This is a genomic window from Streptomyces sp. NPDC017936 (genome assembly GCF_044328485.1).
Taxonomy (GTDB): domain Bacteria; phylum Actinomycetota; class Actinomycetes; order Streptomycetales; family Streptomycetaceae; genus Streptomyces.
Genome location: NZ_JBIRHK010000018.1, coordinates 99,351 through 117,263, shown reverse-complemented (window position 1 = coordinate 117,263; position 17,913 = coordinate 99,351). Strand labels below are relative to the sequence as shown.

General features: G+C 74.6%; 17 protein-coding genes. 6 read left to right on the top strand and 11 right to left on the bottom strand.

Annotated elements, in window-relative coordinates:
• Positions 1–87 precede the first annotated feature (87 nt).
• Positions 88–1,128: a lactonase family protein gene (locus ACH4F6_RS31885; RefSeq protein ID WP_397963845.1), complete on the top strand. Its 1,041-nt coding sequence runs from the start codon at positions 88–90 to the stop codon at positions 1,126–1,128.
• Positions 1,129–1,295: 167 nt separating this feature from the next.
• On the opposite strand, the gene ACH4F6_RS31880 is transcribed toward ACH4F6_RS31885, so the two are convergent.
• The 4 genes from ACH4F6_RS31880 to ACH4F6_RS31865 form a co-directional block, all read right to left on the bottom strand.
• Positions 1,296–2,219 (bottom strand): sirohydrochlorin chelatase, encoded by a 924-nt coding sequence (locus ACH4F6_RS31880; RefSeq protein ID WP_397963844.1) that lies wholly within the window; start codon positions 2,217–2,219, stop codon positions 1,296–1,298.
• 158 nt (positions 2,220–2,377) lie between these two features.
• Positions 2,378–3,370, bottom strand: coding sequence for an N-acetylglucosamine kinase (locus tag ACH4F6_RS31875; RefSeq protein ID WP_397963843.1), 993 nt, complete (start codon positions 3,368–3,370; stop codon positions 2,378–2,380).
• Positions 3,367–4,044, bottom strand: coding sequence for a uracil-DNA glycosylase (locus tag ACH4F6_RS31870; protein WP_397963842.1), 678 nt, complete (start codon positions 4,042–4,044; stop codon positions 3,367–3,369). The genes ACH4F6_RS31875 and ACH4F6_RS31870 overlap by 4 nt, the downstream gene beginning before the upstream one ends.
• 82 nt (positions 4,045–4,126) lie before the next feature.
• Positions 4,127–5,212 carry a WD40/YVTN/BNR-like repeat-containing protein gene (locus ACH4F6_RS31865; RefSeq protein ID WP_397963841.1) on the bottom strand — a complete coding sequence of 362 codons (1,086 nt, stop codon included), beginning with the start codon at positions 5,210–5,212 and terminating at the stop codon, positions 4,127–4,129.
• A 323-nt stretch (positions 5,213–5,535) separates the two neighbouring features.
• On the opposite strand from ACH4F6_RS31865, the gene ACH4F6_RS31860 reads away from it, so the two are divergent.
• On the top strand, positions 5,536–6,120 hold the full coding sequence (locus ACH4F6_RS31860) for a hypothetical protein (protein ID WP_397963840.1): 585 nt from the start codon (positions 5,536–5,538) through the stop codon (positions 6,118–6,120).
• Between the two features lie 214 nt (positions 6,121–6,334).
• Here ACH4F6_RS31860 and ACH4F6_RS31855 read toward each other — a convergent pair whose 3' ends face one another.
• The gene (locus ACH4F6_RS31855) at positions 6,335–8,011 is read right to left on the bottom strand and encodes an acyl-CoA dehydrogenase family protein (protein ID WP_397963839.1); all 1,677 of its coding nucleotides are present in this window, start codon (positions 8,009–8,011) and stop codon (positions 6,335–6,337) included.
• A gap of 71 nt (positions 8,012–8,082) precedes the next feature.
• Here ACH4F6_RS31855 and ACH4F6_RS31850 point away from each other — a divergent pair, with 71 nt between their 5' ends.
• Positions 8,083–8,838: a PaaX family transcriptional regulator C-terminal domain-containing protein gene (locus ACH4F6_RS31850; protein ID WP_397963838.1), complete on the top strand. Its 756-nt coding sequence runs from the start codon at positions 8,083–8,085 to the stop codon at positions 8,836–8,838.
• 135 nt (positions 8,839–8,973) lie between these two features.
• On the opposite strand, the gene ACH4F6_RS31845 is transcribed toward ACH4F6_RS31850, so the two are convergent.
• Positions 8,974–9,780 carry a pectate lyase gene (locus ACH4F6_RS31845; RefSeq protein WP_397963909.1) on the bottom strand — a complete coding sequence of 269 codons (807 nt, stop codon included), beginning with the start codon at positions 9,778–9,780 and terminating at the stop codon, positions 8,974–8,976.
• Between the two features lie 32 nt (positions 9,781–9,812).
• Entirely contained in the window at positions 9,813–10,004 is a 192-nt protein-coding gene (locus ACH4F6_RS31840; protein WP_397963917.1) for a hypothetical protein, read from the bottom strand.
• Positions 10,005–10,483: 479 nt separating this feature from the next.
• Here ACH4F6_RS31840 and ACH4F6_RS31835 point away from each other — a divergent pair, with 479 nt between their 5' ends.
• Both ACH4F6_RS31835 and ACH4F6_RS31830 read left to right on the top strand, forming a co-directional pair.
• On the top strand, positions 10,484–11,794 hold the full coding sequence (locus ACH4F6_RS31835) for a PHB depolymerase family esterase (RefSeq protein ID WP_397963837.1): 1,311 nt from the start codon (positions 10,484–10,486) through the stop codon (positions 11,792–11,794).
• A 313-nt stretch (positions 11,795–12,107) separates the two neighbouring features.
• On the top strand, positions 12,108–12,485 hold the full coding sequence (locus ACH4F6_RS31830; RefSeq protein ID WP_397963836.1) for a DUF2087 domain-containing protein: 378 nt from the start codon (positions 12,108–12,110) through the stop codon (positions 12,483–12,485).
• A 46-nt stretch (positions 12,486–12,531) separates the two neighbouring features.
• Here the strand turns inward: ACH4F6_RS31830 and ACH4F6_RS31825 are convergent, their stop codons facing one another.
• Positions 12,532–13,611: an NADH:flavin oxidoreductase/NADH oxidase gene (locus ACH4F6_RS31825; protein ID WP_397963835.1), complete on the bottom strand. Its 1,080-nt coding sequence runs from the start codon at positions 13,609–13,611 to the stop codon at positions 12,532–12,534.
• 136 nt (positions 13,612–13,747) lie between these two features.
• Between ACH4F6_RS31825 and ACH4F6_RS31820 the strand changes: the two genes are divergently transcribed.
• On the top strand, positions 13,748–14,101 hold the full coding sequence (locus ACH4F6_RS31820) for an ArsR/SmtB family transcription factor (protein ID WP_397963834.1): 354 nt from the start codon (positions 13,748–13,750) through the stop codon (positions 14,099–14,101).
• On the opposite strand, the gene ACH4F6_RS31815 is transcribed toward ACH4F6_RS31820, so the two are convergent.
• The 3 genes from ACH4F6_RS31815 to ACH4F6_RS31805 all read right to left on the bottom strand — a co-directional run bounded on the left by ACH4F6_RS31815 (position 14,021) and on the right by ACH4F6_RS31805 (position 17,791).
• Entirely contained in the window at positions 14,021–15,409 is a 1,389-nt protein-coding gene (locus tag ACH4F6_RS31815; protein WP_397963833.1) for a nucleobase:cation symporter-2 family protein, read from the bottom strand. The genes ACH4F6_RS31820 and ACH4F6_RS31815 overlap by 81 nt on opposite strands.
• A gap of 151 nt (positions 15,410–15,560) precedes the next feature.
• Complete coding sequence (locus tag ACH4F6_RS31810; protein ID WP_397963832.1) at positions 15,561–16,934, bottom strand: FAD-dependent oxidoreductase; 1,374 nt, start codon at positions 16,932–16,934, stop codon at positions 15,561–15,563.
• A 185-nt stretch (positions 16,935–17,119) separates the two neighbouring features.
• Positions 17,120–17,791, bottom strand: coding sequence for a DUF305 domain-containing protein (locus ACH4F6_RS31805; protein ID WP_397963831.1), 672 nt, complete (start codon positions 17,789–17,791; stop codon positions 17,120–17,122).
• Between the last annotated feature and the right edge of the window lie 122 nt (positions 17,792–17,913).

The window sequence follows — 17,913 nt, the reverse complement described above, 5'->3', positions numbered from 1 at the left end:
CCGGCACCGGTACCTCTTTTGGTCTAGACCGCGTGCGGCCGACTGCTACCGTCACCCCGGACAGCGGCGACGCGAGAGGGGACAGCGGTGGCAGACGTCGGCAGACGGCGCAAGCGGGCGTTCATCGGGTCGTTCACGGCGGCCGGGGGCCCCGGGATCGTGGCGGCGGCGGTGGATCCGGCCGACGGCCGGCTGACCTTCCTGAGCAGCCTGAACGGCGTCCCGGATCCGTCGTACCTGGCCCTGTCGCCGACGGGGGAGGCCCTGTACGCGGTGAGCGAGACCGCCGAGGGCGCGGTGGCGGCGTACGGCCTGGCGGGGGACGTGCCGGAGCCCTTGGGGGCGCCGGTGCCGGTCGACGGCAGCGGTCCCACCCACCTCAGCGTCTTCGACGGCCACGTCCTGACCGCCAACTACGGGTCCGGAAGCATCACCGCCGTCCCCGTCCGGGCCGACGGCACCCTGGCCCCGGCCGCCTCGGGCGTCCTGTGGCACAGCGGATCCGGACCGCACGCGCCCCGCCAGCAGGGACCGCACGCCCATCACGTGGGGCCCGACCCCAGTGGCCGCTGGGTGGTGAGCGTGGACCTCGGAACGGACTCGGTGCGGGTGTGCGACCTGCGCGACGGCAGCCCCGTCCTGCACCGGGAGTGCGCCCTGCGCCCCGGCTCCGGCCCCCGTCACCTGGCCTTCCACCCGGGCGGCTCGCACGCCTACGTCGTCAACGAGCTCACCCCGTCCGTCACCGTCTGCCGCTGGGACGCACCCGACGGCGCGCTGAAGCCGCTGGCGGAGGTCCCGGTGCTGCCGGGCGCGCCCGACGGGGACGCCTACCCGTCGGGCATCGTCGTCTCGCCCGACGGCCGGTTCGTGTGGACGGCCACCCGCGGCGAGGACGTGCTGTCCGTGTACGCCGTCGAGGGCGGGGGAGAGGCGCTGCGGCTGACCGCCACGGTGCCCTGCGGGGGGCGCTGGCCCCGGGCGCTCGCGGTGTCCGGCGGCTTCCTGTACGTCGCGAACGAGCGCTCCGGTGACGTCACCTGGTTCGCCCTCGATCCGTCCACCGGCCTGCCCCGCAGGGCCGGCTCCCTCGACGTGGCGGCGGCGTCCTGCGTGGTGCTCGGCTGAGGGGCCCCCGGCCGGCCCCCCGGTGAGGGCCGGCCGGTACACCCCACCCGGCGCGCACGGCGAAGGGCCCGTTCCCCGCCGGGCACGACGAAGGGCCCGCTCCTCGGCGGAGCGGGCCCTTTCGTCGTGCCGCGGGCTCGTACGCGTACGGCCGGCCGGACCGGCCGTCACCGGACCGGCGCCCCCTGCGGCTGCGGCGGGACGATGCCGAGGGCCGTCGTGTACTTGGCCAGGGCGAGCTTGCCGATGGCCGGGTACGCGCCGAGGGCCTCGGCCGCGGCGCAGTCCGCCTCCTTGGCCGCCTCCTCGATCAGCGAGGCGTCGATCTCCGGACCGATGAGGTACGGCGCCAGCGCCAGCTGCTGGGAGCCGGAGGAGCGCAGCTGCTCGGCGACGGAGGCGATGGAACCCTCCTGGTCGAGCGCCGCGGCCATGACCGGCACGGCGAGCCGCGCGGCGAGCAGCATGCCGGTGATGCCGGCGGCCTGCACGGCCTCCTCGCCGCCCACGGAGGCCAGGATGATGCCGTCCGCGGCCGTGGCCACCGTGAACAGGCGGGCGCGGTCCGCGCGGGCCAGACCCGCCTCGGACAGGCGCACGTGCAGCGCCTCCGCGAGCAGCGGGTGCGGGCCCAGGACGTCGGTCAGCTCGGCGGCGACGCGGCTGTCCATGAGGGCCTGGCGGACCTGGCGCAGCAGCGCGCTGTCCGGGCCGGCCAGCAGCGGCACGACGACCCCGACGGGGCCGTCGGGCTCCTTGACGTCCATCCCGGCGGCGCGGGCCTGCTCATAGCGCGTGGTGCGCTCCTCGGCGGCGTACGCCAGCACGGACTGGAGGGTCGGGTGCTCGGTGTCGTCCCCGTCGAGGTACCCGATGCGCGCGTCGAGGCCGGGGAGCTCGGAGCGGGCGATGCTCACGATCTCCTCGGCGATGCCGCGGGTGGCGGCACTCGGCGTGCCCGGCACCGCGAGGACGAGCGCGGGCGCGCCCTCGGGAGCCGCCAGGGGCTCGGGTCGGCGGTGCCGCCCGGGCTGGCGGGGGCGCGGCATTCGTACAGGCAGGCCGGACGCGGGCCCAGTGGGGGAGCTCATGGCGCCGCATGTTACTGGCTTCTTGGGCTCCCCTGTTCGGGGAGGGTGCAGGTGAGCGGTATCCGTCCGCTTTTGTCTGATGAGTTACGTACGGATCAGAAGTGATCAGCGTGTTTTCCGGTCGACTTGACCGTGAAAGGAGCGATCCGCCTGATGGGTCACGAGGTGCCCTTCACCACGTGCAGCATCGTCTCGTCGCCCGGCAGGGCGAGCGTGTCCGCCGCCAGCTCGAGGGCGATGCGGAACGCGCCGTCCAGCGGATCGCCGGCGGCCGCGACCCGTCGCGCGTGCGGCAGCCGCCGCGCCAGCTCCTCCTCCCAGGGCACGAGGAGGGGGTCTCCCAGCCGGGACAGGCCTCCGGTGAGGGCGACTCGGGGCTCCCCGCCGGCCGGGCAGACGGCGGCGGCCGAGTCGGCCATGTGGCGGGCCGCCGCCCGCAGGATGCCGGCGGCGACCGGGTCGTCCTGCGCGCAGGCGGCGACCTGGGGCGCGAAGGAGGCGAGGACGGCCGGACGGTCGGGACGTGGGTAGAGGCGGCCGGGCAGGCCGGGCATCGGCCCGAACCGCTCCTCGGCGCGGGTGAGGAGGGGGAAGGAGCCGCCCGGCCGGCCGTCGTGGGCGCGCAGGGCCGCCTCCAGTCCGGCCCGTCCGATCCAGGCGCCGCCGCCGCAGTCGCCCAGCAGGTGGCCCCAGCCGTCCGCCCGGCGCCAGGCGCTCAGGTCCGTGCCGACCGCGACGAGACCGGTGCCGGCGGCGACCACGACGCCCGGCCGGGACCCGAGGGCGCCGGTGTAGGCGGTGACGGCGTCGGCGGCGAGAGCGATCGAGCGGACCCCGAACGCGCGTGCCAGGGCGGCCGGGAGTTCGGCGCGCAGCGCCTCTCCCAGGCTGCTGAACCCGGCGGCGCCGACGACCGCGGCGACGGGACGGCCGATGCCGGTCTCGGCCGTCAACGCCCTGACCATCGGCGTCAGTTGCTCCATCAGATGGCCCGGGTCGACCCCTCGCTCGCCGGTGCGCACGGGCACCCGGGAGGAGCGGCGGGCCGACGGGCCCCGCCCGGCGGTGCCGAGGACGGCCCGCAGTCCGGAGCCGCCCGAGTCCACGGCGAGGACGCCGGGGGAGGGCTCCGGGCCGGCGGGGGCGGTCACGGCAGGCGCCAGTCCACGGGCTGACCGCCCTGACGGATCAACAGGTCGTTGGCCCGGCTGAAGGGTCGCGAGCCGAAGAAGCCGCGGTCCGCCGACATGGGGGACGGGTGCGCCGACTCCACCGAGGGCAGATCGCCCAGCAGCGGGCGCAGGTTGCGGGCGTCACGGCCCCACAGGATGGACACCAGCGGCTTGCCGCGCGCCGCCAGCGCCCGTATCGCCTGTTCGGTGACCTCCTCCCAGCCCTTGCCGCGGTGCGCGCCCGGCTTGCGCGGGGCCGTGGTCAGCGCCCTGTTGAGCAGCAGCACGCCCTGCCGCGTCCAGGGCGTCAGATCTCCGCTGGACGGCTGGGGCAGGCCCAGGTCGCCGGTGAGCTCCCGGTAGATGTTGATCAGGCTGCCGGGCAGCGGCCGCACGTCCGGCGCGACCGAGAACGACAGGCCCACCGCGTGACCCGGTGTCGGGTAGGGGTCCTGTCCGACGATCAGGACGCGGACTTCGTCGAAGGGCTGCTGGAAGGCCCGTAGGACGTTCGGCCCGGCGGGGAGGTAGGTGCGTCCCGCGGCGATCTCCGCGCGCAGGAAGTCGCCCATCTCGGCGATCCGTCCGGCCACCGGTTCCAGGGCCTTCGCCCAGCCCGGTTCGACGATTTCATGCAAGGGTCGTGGTGCCACGGGCGTCACCCTACTGCCGTACGGGCAACGGGGATCACACGGTGGCCGGGGCCCGACGGCCGCCCCCCGCCGACGGTCCGGGTCATCCGACCACCGCGGCGCGCACGCACAGCACGTCCGGCAGGTGCGAGGCCAGCTGCCGCCAGCTGTCGCCGTCGTCGGCCGACGCGAACACCTCGCCGTTGCGATTGCCGAAGTAGACGCCCGCCGGGTCGGCGTCGTCCGTGCAGAGCGCGTCCCGCAGCACGGTGCCGTAGTGGTCCTCCTGCGGCAGGCCCGCGGACAGCGGCTCCCAGCTCTTGCCCGCGTCCGCCGTGCGGAAGACGCGGCAGCGGCGGCCGGCGGGCACCCGGTCCGCGTCGGCGTTGATCGGGAAGACGTACGCCGTGTCGCCGCGGTGGGGGTGCGCGGCGGCGGCGAAGCCGAAGGTGGAGGGCAGGCCCTCGCCGATGTCGGTCCAGTGCGCGCCCGAGTCGTCGCTGCGGTACACGCCCCAGTGGTTCTGGAGGTACAGGCGGTCGGGGTTCGCCGCGTCCCGCGTGACCTTGTGCACGCACTGCCCGAACTCCGGGTTCGGGTCCGGCAGGAACACCGCGGAGACCCCGGAGTTGGACGGTGCCCAGTTCGCGCCGCCGTCGGTGGTCCGGAACACGCCCGCCGTCGACACCGCCACCGTCACCGCCAGCGGGTCGCGCCGGTCGGTGAGGACGGTGTGCAGCCCCTCACCGCCGCCGCCCGGCACCCACCGCCCGCGCGTCGGGTGCTCCCACAGCGGGCGGACCAGCTCGAAGCTCTCCCCGCGGTCCTCGGAGCGGTACAGCGCGGCCGGTTCCGTGCCCGCGTACACCACGTCCGGCTCGGCGGCCGCCGGATGCAGCTGCCACACCCGCTCCAGCGAGGCCTGCGTGTCCTGCGGGAACTTGACGGCCGGCTTCGCCGGTTCGGTCCAGGTCCGGCCGAGGTCGTCGGAGTGGAACACCGACGGGCCCCAGTGGGCGCTGTCACCGCCGGCGAGCAGCCGCGGGCGGTCGCCGCGGGTGTCGATGGCGACCGAATAGACCGCCTGAGCGTTGAAACAGGGGGATTCGTCGAACTCCCACGTGCCACCGCGCCCACGCGCGATGAACAGGCCTTTGCGCGTGCCCACGGCGAGCAGCACCTCGGTCATTGCGGTCACCTCCACGACGCCTTCGTCCCGGACACCGGCCAGTCTGCACCCCACCACTGACAGTCACCCGCGGAAAGCGCATCGCTCCAGGTCATCACGGCGAGCGCGGGACAGCCCCGGCGTTTCGCCGACCGCGGCCGGGCGGCACAGGGGGTGTCCGAGCGGGCGGCGGGGCGTGCTCGCCGCGATGGCGCGGGGTGCGCGCGAGGGCGGCGGGGCGCGCGCGGCCGTCGGCACGAGGACTCGTCCTGAGCGTCCGGACCGCCTGCCGCGTATGGGAGGGCGGCCGGCATGTCCGTGTGCTCGTGAGGAGGAAGCCCCCGATGGCGTTCCGTGGTCCGAAGGCGTGGCTGTGGCGCTGGCGGCGCAACCCGCTCAAGCGCCGCGCCGACACGGTGGAGGCCTGGGTCCTGCTCGGCGCCTGGGCGCTTACCGTCCTCGTCGGAGCCGTGGCCGGCTGGGCGGCCGCCCGGTCCGTCGAGGAAGGACTGGCCCGGGAACGCGTCGAGTGGCGCCCCGTCACCGGGCTGCTCGTCGAACAGGCGCCGGGGAGGCCTCCCGCGCGCTCGGGAGCGTCGAGCGGGGAGCGGGTGTGGGCGAAGGCCGGCTGGACGGGCCCGGACGGCTCCGCCCGCACCGGCCAGGTCCGGGTGAGTCCCGGCAGCGCCGCCGGGACCCCGGTCACCGTCTGGACGGACCGCCGGGGCCGCCTGGTCACCGAGCCCGCCACCGCCGGCCAGGCCCGCGTCCACGCCTGCCTGGTCGGCGGCCTGGCGGGCGTGGCCGCCGCGACCGTGCCCTTCGCGGGCGGCCGCGTGCTGCGGGACCGCATGGAACGCCGACGCGTCGACCGGTGGGACGCGGAGTGGGCCCGCTTCGACGCCCTGTGGGGGAGACCGGCGGGGTGAGGGCCGGGTGAGGTGAGGCGTCCCGGACGGGCATCCGCGCGGTTCGGGAGGCGCCCGCGGGAGGCGCCCGCGGGAGGCGCCCGCGCGGATCGCTCGCGGGCGGCCGCTCCGCACGGCGCGTCCCCGCCCGCCGGCGGCCGCGGGGCGCCCCCTTCCGCCGTCGCTCCCGCCGCCGGCCGGACGGTGACGCGCACGTGCGCAAGGAGCGCGACGGTCAGTCCTCGCCGGGCAGCGCGCGTCCGAGGATCCCGTCGAGGTCCGCGCCGTCGGGGAGCGTGCCGAAGGCGTACCCCCAGTCGCCGCCGAGCCGGGTCGCGCAGAAGGCGTCCGCGACGGCGGCCGGAGCGTGCCGGACCAGGAGGGAGGCCTGGAGGGCGAGGGCCATCTGCTCCACCAGACGGCGGGCCCCGGCCGGCGTCGCCCCGGCCAGCCGCGACTTCAGCCGCGTCACGGCCGCGTCCAGCCGGGCGTCCGCCCCCCGCGCCAGGGCGAGTTCGCCGAAGAGGGCGTCCGCGGTGGCGGGCTCGCGGCCGAGGGCCCGCAGGACGTCGAGGGCGTTGACGTTGCCGGAGCCCTCCCAGATCGACAGGAGAGGGGCCTCGCGGTAGTGCCGGGGCATGCCGGAGTCCTCGACGTAACCGTTGCCGCCCAGGCACTCCAGGGCCTCGGCGGTGAAGGCCGGACCCCGCTTGGTCACCCAGTACTTGCCGACGGCGGTGGCGATGCGCCGGAAGGCCTGCTCGCCCGCGTCCCCGCGCACGGCCCGGTCGGCCGCCCCGGCCAGCCGCAGCGTGAGCGTGGTCGCCGCCTCCGACTCCAGCGCCAGGTCGGCCAGCACGTTGCGCATCAGCGGCTGGTCCAGCAGCCGCGCGCCGAACGCGCTGCGGTGCCGTACGTGATGACCGGCCTCGACGAGCGTCTTGCGCATCAGCGTCGCGGACGACATCACGCAGTCCAGGCGGGTGCAGTTGACCATCTCGATGATGGTCTTCACGCCCTGGCCCTCGGGCCCGACCAGCCAGGCCACCGTCCCGTCGAACTCCGGTTCGGAGGAGGCGTTGGAGCGGTTGCCCAGCTTGTCCTTCAGCCGCTGGACGCGGAACGCGTTGCGGGTGCCGTCGGGCAGCACGCGCGGCACGAGGAAGCAGGACAGGCCCCCGGGAGCCTGCGCGAGCACCAGGAAGACGTCGCACATCGGCGCCGACGTGAACCACTTGTGCCCGCGCAGGGTGTACATCCCGGGCTCGGCCGTGGGCGTGGCCGTCGTGGTGTTGGTCCGGACGTCCGAACCGCCCTGCTTCTCGGTCATGCCCATGCCCGCGAGCAGCCCGCGCTTCTCCGTGGGCACCCGCAGCCCCGGGTCGTACTCCCGCGCGGTGAGCAGGGGCTCGTACACCTCGGCGAGCTCGGGCCGGCGGCGCAGGGCGGGGACGGCCGCGTACGTCATCGACGTCGGGCAGCCGTGGCCGGCCTCGGTGTGGCCCCACACCAGGCCGCCCGCCGTCCGGGCGACATGGGCCCCGGGCCGGTCGTCCGCCCAGGGCGCCCCGGCCAGCCCCTCCGCCACCGCCACCCGCATCAGCGCGTGCCAGCTCGGGTGGAAGTCCACCTCGTCGACGCGGTGCCCGTACCGGTCGTGCGTGCGCAGCACGGGTTCGTGCCGGTTGGCCAGCTCGCCCCACTCCTGCGCCTCGGCGCCGCCGGCCCGCAGCCCCAGCCGCCGGACGTCCCGCTCCGCCCACGCGGCGCCCTCGCGCCGCAGCCCTTCCAGCAGGGCGGGGTCGTCGGAGGCGTCGTACGGGGTCAGCGGAGGGGGCTGGTTGGTGACGTCGTGGGTGAGGTCGTGGGCGGCGGGGGCCGGGGCGGGCGACTGCGCGGGGATGACGGTCATGCGCTCATGTTGCATGATCCCTACAGTCGCAGCAATGGCGCAACATCGAGGCCGACGTAGAGTACGTCCCCATGTGCGGGAAGGAGCCGGCGGAGCCGGGCGAGGTGGAGCTGCGGCCGCTGTCGGCCCGCTCGGTGGTGCTGAGTCTGCTGCTCGGCACCCATCCGCCGGAGCTGCCGGTGAGGGACCTCGTCCGGCTCGTGGAGCCCTTCGGCGTCGGCCAGTCCACCCTGCGGGCGGCCCTCAGCCGGATGGTGGCGGCCGGCGACCTGTGGCGGGCCGGCGCCGTCTACGGTCTCAGCGACCGCCTGCTGGAGCGCCAGCGCCGCCAGGACGACGCCGTCCACCCGGAGACCCGGCCCTGGACCGGCGACTGGGAGATGGCCGTGGTGACGGCGACCGGCCGCGGCCCTGCGGAACGCGCGGGGCTGCGCACCGAGCTCACCCGGCTCCGCCTCGCCGAACTGCGCGAGGGGGTGTGGCTGCGCCCCGCCACCCTGCTCCGCCCCTGGCCGGACGGACTCGCCGGCGTCACCCGCTCCTTCACGGCCCGCCCCGAGACCTCCTCGCGCGAACTGGCGGCGGCGCTGTGGCCGTTGGGGGAGTGGGCCGCCACCGCCCGGGCGCTGCTCGGGCACGTCGCGCGGGCCCGGCGGCCCGCCGACCGCTTCACCGCCTTCGCGGCGGTCGTACGGCATCTCCTCGCCGACCCCGTCCTGCCCCCCGAACTGCTGCCCGCGGACTGGCCCGGCGCCGCCCTGCGCGCCGCCTGCACCGGCTACCAGCGCGAGGTGGCGGACGCGGTGCACGGGCGGGCGCCCGCCTGAGACCCGAGGCGTCGCGCGGGCCCACGCCTGACGGCCGGGGGAAGCGGATGCGGGCCGCTTCCCCCGGCCGTCCGTGGGGGGATGGATCTCACCGGTCCGCGGGCGTGCGTCGCCCGCCCGCCGGGCGACGGTCGCCTACTTGTAGGTGATGTCCGAGGTCGCGTACTTGCAGTACGTGCTGTCGGGTCCGGAGCCGTTGGTCGACGGCTCCGCCCCCGTGTTGTTGCCGACGTACTTCTGGCACGGGACGATCTTCTTGCTGCTGTCCCCGACGATCGTGATGCCGCGCAGGGTCGCGCTGTCGCCGTAGTTGGTGTTGATGCCGACGATCTTGCTGCCCTTCCAGCTCACCTCGATGGTGTTGAGGTTGATCGTCCGCTTGTACTGGGTCTTGCAGTTGCCGCAGCTGCGCACGAAGGTGCCGAAGTTCTTCACGGCGAAGTTGGAGATGTTGAGCGTCCCCGCGCCGTTGAACTGGAACACCTTGTCGCTGGCTTCCTTCGCGCCGCCGCCGGAGATGGTGTAGACGCTGGACGACGAGGTCCCCTTGAAGGTGGCCGCGTCCTCGCCGACGTCCTCCCACCAGACGTTCTGCAGCGTGCAGGTGCCCTTGCAGTGGATGCCGTCCGCGGCGGGGGCGCCGATGATGACGTTCTTCAGGACGGCGCCGTTGGCCAGTTCCAGGATCGGTCCCTGGTCCTCGTCCTGGCTGCCGCTGCCCAGGTCGCCGGTGCCGTAGAGGCGCTTCATCCCGTAGTCCTTGGTGCCGGACACGGAGATGGTGGAGGAGACGCCCTCGCTGCCGTTGGCGGTGGGCCAGGTGGCGGCGCTGGCCGGGGTCAGCGCCCCGCTAGTCATGATCATGCCAACCGTGAGAGCGGTGGCGGCGAGTGAGCCCGTGAGCGCGCGCCTGCGGGAGCGCGTCGGTGCTGGTGAAGTCATGTCCCAGATGCCTTCTTCCAGGTGAGGGGTGGTCAGGTCTTTCCGGTGCCCGTGCCGGACGTCGCCGGGGCGACGACGGACGGGGCGGGTCCGGCGGTGCGGCCGTACGGCGGCTTCGCGCACGCCCCGACCCGTGACGCCCCGGTGGCGGCTCCGCCGAGGCCGTCGCCGGTCGGGCCGGCGTGACCGTCCACGTCGCCGTCGCCGCCGCGGTCGGTCGTCACCGCGACCGCGGCGAGGGCGGCGGCCGGCGCCGTCAGGGCGGACCTCCGTGCGGGGCGTGTGGGGGAGCCGTGCGCACGAGGATGCCTCCCTTCGAAAGAACTGTGAGATCAGGTATGTGAATGACGTGCACCTTGCTGAACGCGGAATGCGAGCAGTGTGGTGATGTGCGGACCGGAATGAGCGACTCAGTCACACTGCTGAACGGAACGTAGGGGGTAAGCGCTTTCTAGTCAACGCTTTGCGCAGACGACATTCGGCCACCCCGGCCGACCGGCGGGAGCTTCCGGGAAGTGGTGTGGGAGCGCTTCCATGGAAGGCGTGTGCATGCCACCATGCGGAGCGGGCGCCCCCCGCGCGGGCCTTGAACCCCCTGGGCCCGGGCCCCGTGGGGCCTCGCCCCCGGCCTGTTCACCCGGCCGGGGGCCACCTCCTGAGCCCGCCCTCCCCGCACGACGAGCCGCGATCGGAAGGGACCAGCGTGACCACCCCCCACTCCCCCAGGAGAGCGCTGCGTTCGGTACTCGCGGTGCTGGTGCTCCTGCTCACCGGCGCCCTGCTCACCGTCCCCACCGCCTCCGCCCGCGCCGGAGCGACCGCGGCGGTCCCCGCCGCCACCCTCACCGAGGTCACCGGCTTCGGCGCCAACCCCAGCAACCTCCGGATGTACGTCTACGCGCCGGCCGGCGTCACCGCGCACCCGGCGGTCCTCGTCGCCGCGCACTGGTGCGGCGGCTCCGGCCCCGCGATGCACTCCGGCACCGAGTACGCCCAGCTCGCCGACCGCCACGGATTCGTGATCGTCTACCCCTCCGTGACCCGCAGCAGCAAGTGCTTCGACGTCTCCTCGCCGCAGGCGCTCAGGCGCGGCGGCGGCAGTGATCCCGTCGGCGTCAAGTCGATGATCGACTGGGTGGCCGCGGCGTACTCCGCCGACACCTCGCGGGTGTTCGTCACCGGCATCTCGTCCGGGGCGATGATGACCAACGTCCTGCTCGCCGACTACCCCGACGTGTTCGCCGCGGGCGCCGCCTTCGCCGGGGTGCCGTTCGGCTGCTTCGCCACCACCGACGGCTCGGAGTGGAACAGCGCCTGCTCCGGCGGCACCGTGATCCGCACCCCGCAGCAGTGGGGCGACCTGGTGCGCGGCGCCCATCCCGGCTACACCGGTCCCCGGCCGCGCGTGCAGCTGTGGCACGGCACCGAGGACGGCGTGCTGCGCTACCCGAACTTCGGCGAGGAGATCAAGCAGTGGACCGACGTGCGGGGGACCGGCCAGTCCCCGGCCGCCACCGACTCGCCGCAGTCCGGCTGGACCCGCACCCGCTACGGCGGCACCGGTGACCGGGCCCCGGTGGAGGCCATCAGCCTCCAGGGCGTCGGACACGATCTGTACGCCTGGGGCATGGCCTCCCGCGTCCTGACGTTCTTCGGCCTGGACGCCGACGGCGGCCCCGCGCCCGAGCCGCCCGCGGGGGCCTGCAGGGTGACCGTGTCCACCACCGCGTGGAACACCGGCCTGACCGCGTCGGTGACCCTCACCAACACCGGCGCCTCCACCCTGAACGGCTGGCGGCTCGGATTCATCCTGCCCGCCGGACAGACCATCACCAACGGCTGGGGCGCCACCTACGCGCCGGCCTCCGGCACGGTGACCGCGACCAACGCGCCCTACAACGGCACGCTCGCCCCGAACGCGAGCGTCACCGTCGGCTACCAGGCGAACCACACCGGCGACAGCGCCCCGCCCGGCTCCTTCACGCTCGACGGAACCGCTTGCACCACCGGATGACACCCCGCCGGCGACGGGGGCCCGCGGCCGCCCGGCCGCGGGCCCCCGCGGGAAAATCCCGGGCGGCCGGACACGGACGGAGACAGCGTCGGCCGGATCGGGAACCCCTGCTCCCGGGAGGGACGGATGAGCATGACGGCCGACGACGTGACGAGGCTGTTCGCCGACGAGACCCGGGTCCGCGCCTTCGCGGCCGTCGCGCTGGGGGCGAGGAGCGCGGCCGAGGTCGTCGAGCGCACCGGGCTGTCGTTCCGGGACGCACTCGGCGCGCTGCGCCGCCTCGAGGACCGCGGGGTCGTCGTGTCGGACGGCGGTGGCCCCACGGTGTCGTACGACCGCTTCCGCGGTCCGGCGCGCGCGGCCGCCGCCCCCCGGGGCGCGGCGGGACCACGGGGCCGGGGACGAACGGGCCGGGACGCCGCCGCGGACGTTCCTGCGCGACGGACGGCTGGTCCGTCTGCCGGCCCGGTGGGAGCGCAGGAAGGCTGTCCTGCGCCACCTCGCGGAACACTGCTTCGAACCGGGCCGGGAGTACTCCGAGCGGGAGGTCGACGACAGACCGCGCGCCCGGTGCGAGGGGGGCGCGACCGACCATGTGACGCTGCGCCGGTACCTGGTCGACCTGCACCGTCTGGACCGGCAGGACGGCGTCTACCGGCGCTCGCCCGAGGACACCGCGCTGCTCGACTGACGCTCCTCCGGCGCTCGCCCGGCCGCCGTGCGGCGCCGGCCGGCGCTCACACGGACCGGTGGTACTGCTCCGGCACCCGCACCTCGCCGCCCAGCGCCCGCGCCGCCTGGCGCGCCCAGGACGGGTTGCGCAGCAGCTCCCGGCCGACCAGCACCGCGTCCGCCTCGCCGTTGGCGAGGATCTTCTCGGCCTGCTCGGCCTCGGTGATCAGGCCCACGGCCGCGACCGGCATCGGCGTCTCGGCCTTCACCCGGGCGGCGAAGGGGACCTGGTAGCCGGGGCCGACGGGGATGCGGACGCCGGAGGCGTTGCCGCCGGTGGAGACGTCGAGCAGGTCGACTCCGTGCGCGTGCAGTTCACGGGCGAAGCGGACCGTGTCGTCCGCCGTCCAGCCGTCCCGCTCCAGCCAGTCGGTCGCGGAGATGCGGAAGAACAGCGGCTTGTCGTCCGGCCACACCTCGCGCACCGCGTCGACGACCTCGAGGGCGAAGCGGGTGCGGTTCTCGTGGCTGCCGCCGTACTCGTCGGTGCGGTGGTTGGAGTGCGGGGAGAGGAAGTTGCCGATCAGGTAGCCGTGGGCGCCGTGGATCTCGGCGATCTCGAAGCCGGCGGCGAGGGCGCGGCGGGCCGCGTCCGCGAACTGCCCGACGACCTCGCGGATGCCGTCCTTCGTCAGCTCGGCCGGCACCGGGTGGTCCGCGTCGAACGGGACCGCGCTCGGCGCCACCGGCTGCCATCCGTGGGCCTCCGGGCCCACGGGCGCGCCTCCCGCCCAGGGACGGTCGGTGGACGCCTTGCGTCCCGCGTGGGCGAGCTGGACCGCCGGCACCGAGCCCTGCTCCGCGAGGAAGCGGGTGATCCGCCGGAAGGCCTCGACCTGGGTGTCGTTCCAGATGCCGAGGTCGTACGGGGAGATCCGGCCCTCGGGCGACACGGCGGTCGCCTCGACGATGACCAGCCCCGCGCCGCCGGTCGCGCGGGCGGCGTAGTGGGTGAAGTGCCAGTCGGTCGGAGCGCCGGTCAGCGGGCCGTCGGGCGCGGCCGAGTACTGGCACATCGGAGGCATCCACGCCCGGTTGGGGATGGTCACGTCACGCAGGGTGTAGGGCTCGAAGAGCGCGCTCACGGCGGACTCCAATCGTCGCTCGGCGGCGGCCGCACGGTCCGGCGGTCGGTTCGTACGATAGGCATCGTAGTACGTTGGATGTCAAACTACGATGCTTCTCGTACAATGAAGCTCCCCCCGAAGGAGTGGAGCCGTCGTGAGCGCCCCCGCCGTCAGCAGCCGTGACCTGCCGCATCCGGCACGCGAGGAGATCCGCCTCGAAGCCGTGCTGCACGCGCTCTCCGATCCGATGCGGCTGCGGATCGTGCGAGAGCTCGCCGCCGACGGCGACGAGCTCTCCTGCTCGCACTTCGACCTGCCGGTCACCAAGTCGACCACCACGCACCACTTCAAGGTGCTGCGCGAGGCCGGGGTGCTCCGTCAGGCCTACCGGGGCACGGCCAAGATGAACGGCCTGCGCCGGGACGACCTAGACGACCTCTTCCCGGGGCTTCTCGACGCCCTCCTCGACGCCGCCGCCCGCCAGTCGGCCCGTCTCGCCGACGTCTGAACGGCCCCTGCCCGGGAGGTGGTTGAACAGCAGGTTCAGCACGATGGCGGTCACGTAGCCCGCGCTGATCCCGCTGTTCATCACCGTCCGGAACCAGTCGGGGAACTTCTCGTAGACCGCCGGCACGCCGACCGGCAGCACGCCCATCGCCACCGAGACGGCCACCACCGTCAGGTTGTGGTTGCCCCGGAAGTCGACCTCGGCCAGGGTCCGCAGACCGCTCGCGGCGACCGTGCCGAACATCACCAGACCCGCACCGCCGAGGACCGGCGCCGGCACGGCCGCCACCACCGCGCCCAGCTTGGGCAGCAGGCCGAGCAGGACGAGGATGCCGCCGGCGGCGGCGACGACCCAGCGGCTGCGCACCCGGGTCATGCCGACCAGGCCGACGTTCTGCGCGTACGCCGTGTACGGGAAGGTGTTGAAGACGCCGCCGAGGACGGTCGACAGGCCGTCGGCGCGCAGTCCGTCCGCGAGGGAGCGCGGCCGGGCCCTGCGTCCGGTCATCTCACCGACGGCGATCAGGTCACCGGTCGTCTCGGTCATCGTCACCAGGGCCACGACCAGCATCGAGACGATCGCCGAGGTCTCGAAGGCGGGCGCCCCGAAGTGGAACGGCGTGCTGACCCCGACCCAGTCGGCGTCCGCGACCCCGCCGAAGTCGGTGAAGCCGAACGGGACGGCGACCGCGAGGCCCACGGCGATGCCGACCAGCACCGCCGTCCGGCTCAGGAACGCCGGCGCGAACCGCTGCACACCGAGCACCACCGCCAGCACGAACGCGGCGAGCGCGAGGTTCCTCGGCTCCCCGAAGTCCTCCGAACCGGCGCCGCCGGCGGCCCAGTTGCCCGCCACCGGCAGCAACGAGACGCCGATGACCAGGATCACCGTGCCCGTGACGAGCGGCGGGAAGAACCGCAGGAGCCGGCCGAACACCGGCGCCAGCAGCACGATCGCCAGCCCCGCGACGATCACCGAACCGTAGATCGCGGGCAGTCCGCCGCCCGTCGTCCCGATCAGCACCATCGGCGACACGGCCGCGAAGGTGCAGCCCTGCATGATCGGCAGCCGTACGCCGAAGCGCCAGAACCCCACGCACTGGATGAGCGTGGCGACGCCGCAGACCAGCAGGTCCGCGGTGATCAGGTACGCCAGGTCGGCGGGCGACAGCTTCATCGCGCCGCCCACGATCAGCGGCACGGCCACCGCGCCGGCGTACATCGCGAGCACGTGCTGGAGGCCGAAAGCGGCCAGCTGCCGCAGGGGAGGCACTTCGTCGACGGGATGAACGGGGGCGGTGGCGGCCATGGGGACTCCAGAGCGGCGGAGGGCGGATCGGGGCCTTCGGGGCGGGAGCGGTGCGGGGCGAAACGACGGGGACGGTGACCGGGGGCGACGGCAGCCGGTGCCGGCACCCCGACGTCACGAGACCGTACGGGGATTGAACAATTTGTTGATTTCACGGACGTTGCGACTGCGTGTCCTGTGCACCGATCTCCGCCGGTCCCGCCGCCGCCCGCAGCGACGCCCAGTCCGGCAGCTTCACCACGCTCCGCCCCAGCGAGGCCCCCAGCTCCGCCTCGGCGCGCTCGATCGCCAGCCACCCCGCCCACCCGACCGGCTCGGCCCCCGCGGCCCGCAGCCACGGCAGCGGATCCCCGGCCGGCTCCGGCCGCACGAGGGCGGGGGCGTCCTCGAGCAGGGACGTCACGGTCTCCTTGGCGCAGGGCCGATTGGTGCCGATCACCCCGGTCGGCCCCCGCTTGATCCAGCCGGCCACGTACTCGCCCGGCGCCACGGCGCCCCGGCGCAGCACGCGCCCGGCCAGGTGCGGCACCGTGCCCCGCTCCGCGTCGAACGGCAGGCCCTCCAGCGGCACCCCGCGGTAGCCCACCGACCGCAGCACCAGCTGCGCCTCCACCTCCTCGTACCGGCCGGTCCCCGTCACCTGCCCGTGCCCGTCGGGAGCGGTCCGCTCGAAGCGCACCGCGCACACCCGGCCGCCGTCGGCGAGGAGCTCGACCGGGCGCAGGAAGAACCGCGGGCGGATCCGCCGCCGCAGGCCCCGCGGCGGCGCGGCCGCCCAGCCGCGCAGCACCTCGATGTTCCGGCGCTGCGCCGCCGGCAGCGCGGACGGGTCGGCGTACGCCGGGTCCAGGGCCAGCTCCGCCTCGTCCACCACCAGGTCGGTGTCCGGCAGTCCGCCCAGCTCGCGCAGCTCCTTGGTGGTGAAGCGGGCCTGGGAGGGGCCCCGGCGGCCCACCATGTGGATGTCGGTCACCTCGCTCGCGGACAGCGCGCTGAGCGCCGCCTGCGGCATGTCGGTGGGGCTCAGTTCCGCCGCGCCGCGCGCCAGGATGCGGGTGACGTCCACCGCGACGTTGCCCACGCCGATCACCACGGCGGCGCGGGCGCCGGAGAGCCAGCCGTCGGCGACCGCGTCCGGATGGGCGCTGTACCAGGCCACGAACTCCGTCGCCGACCAGCTGCCCGGCAGGTCCTCGCCCGGGATCCCCAGCCGCCGGTCCGTCGCGGCGCCCACGCAGTACACGACCGCGTGGTACAGCTCCCGCAGCCGCTCGACGGGCACCCCGTCCGCGCCGACCCGCACCCCGCCGAGGAAACGCACCCGCTCGTGCTCCAGCACGGTCCGCAGGTTCTGCTGGAGCGACTTGATCTTCTCGTGGTCGGGGGCGACGCCGTACCGCACCAGGCCGTAGGGGCAGGGCAGGCGGTCCAGGACGTCGACGAGCACCTCGGAGTCCTGCTGGACGAGGCTCTGGGCGGTGTAGACCCCACTCGGCCCGGAGCCGACGACGGCGACACGCAGCACGGTCGAACTCCTCACCCCGGCGGGCCCGGGAGGGCGCTGGTGCTTCCAGCATCGCACCGTCACCGCCGCTCCGGCGGGGTGCTGTGCGTGAAGGACGTGTACGTGTCGCTCCGCACAAGAATGATCGTGTGATCATGTCGCGGGCGTGTCGGGCGCGCCGCCCTCCCGGTCCGCGGCGGGGTCCTTCACAGCATGGCCCGCATCCGGGTGATCTCCGTGGTCTGCTCCGCCACCACGTCGTCCGCCATCTCCTCGATGCGGATGTTGTTCCCCTGCGCCTTGACGTCCGCGGCCATGGTGACGGCCCCCTCGTGGTGGGTGATCATCAGGGTGAGGAACAACCGGTCGAAGGCCTTCCCGCGGGCCGCCCGCAGGTTCTCCATCTGCGCGTCGGTGGCCATGCCGGGCATCGCGGCGCCGGTGGCCGTGCCGGGCGTCCCGGCGTGGTCGTGCCCGCCGCCCGTTGCGCTCCCGCCGCCCTTGTCGTGCGTCGTCAGCCAGCTCTCCATGGCCTCGATCTCGGGTCCCTGCGCGGCGGCGATCCGGGAGGCGAGCGCCTTGACCTTCGCCGACTGCGCCTGCCCGGGGGCGAGTCCGGTCATCTCCAGGGCCTGCCGGTGGTGCTCGATCATCATGCGGGCGAAGGAGACGTCCGCCGAGTTCGGGGTGTCGTCCTCGGCGCGCTGCCGTGCGGCCTCCTCGGCGGACAGCGTCCGGTTCCCCTCTCCCGGCAGACCGGGCGCGATCACCGAGGGCCCGTTCGCCGCCCCCGGCTCGCCGTCCGGCCCCGAGTCACAGCCCGCGAGGGCGAGCGCCAGCAGCGAGACGGTGACGAGCGGTGCGCGGCGGAAGGGCACGACGACCTCCAGGCGTAAGCGGACTGACGCTCCGTGAGCGGCTGACGGGCGGCGGCAGGGGCCGCCCTGGCGCAATGCATTGCCTCACTGATCGAAAACATTCATGACGAGTGCGTTGCCGT

What these genes read in the sequence shown, in the direction of transcription:
- ACH4F6_RS31815 (WP_397963833.1), bottom strand. Translation starts at nt 15,409, where the DNA reads ATGGCCGCCACCGCCCCCGTTCATCCCGTCGACGAAGTGCCTCCCCTG.
- ACH4F6_RS31850 (WP_397963838.1), top strand. Translation starts at nt 8,083, where the DNA reads ATGTGCGGGAAGGAGCCGGCGGAGCCGGGCGAGGTGGAGCTGCGGCCG.
- ACH4F6_RS31880 (WP_397963844.1), bottom strand. Translation starts at nt 2,219, where the DNA reads ATGAGCTCCCCCACTGGGCCCGCGTCCGGCCTGCCTGTACGAATGCCG.
- ACH4F6_RS31855 (WP_397963839.1), bottom strand. Translation starts at nt 8,011, where the DNA reads ATGACCGTCATCCCCGCGCAGTCGCCCGCCCCGGCCCCCGCCGCCCAC.
- ACH4F6_RS31865 (WP_397963841.1), bottom strand. Translation starts at nt 5,212, where the DNA reads ATGACCGAGGTGCTGCTCGCCGTGGGCACGCGCAAAGGCCTGTTCATC.
- ACH4F6_RS31845 (WP_397963909.1), bottom strand. Translation starts at nt 9,780, where the DNA reads ATGACTTCACCAGCACCGACGCGCTCCCGCAGGCGCGCGCTCACGGGC.
- ACH4F6_RS31860 (WP_397963840.1), top strand. Translation starts at nt 5,536, where the DNA reads ATGGCGTTCCGTGGTCCGAAGGCGTGGCTGTGGCGCTGGCGGCGCAAC.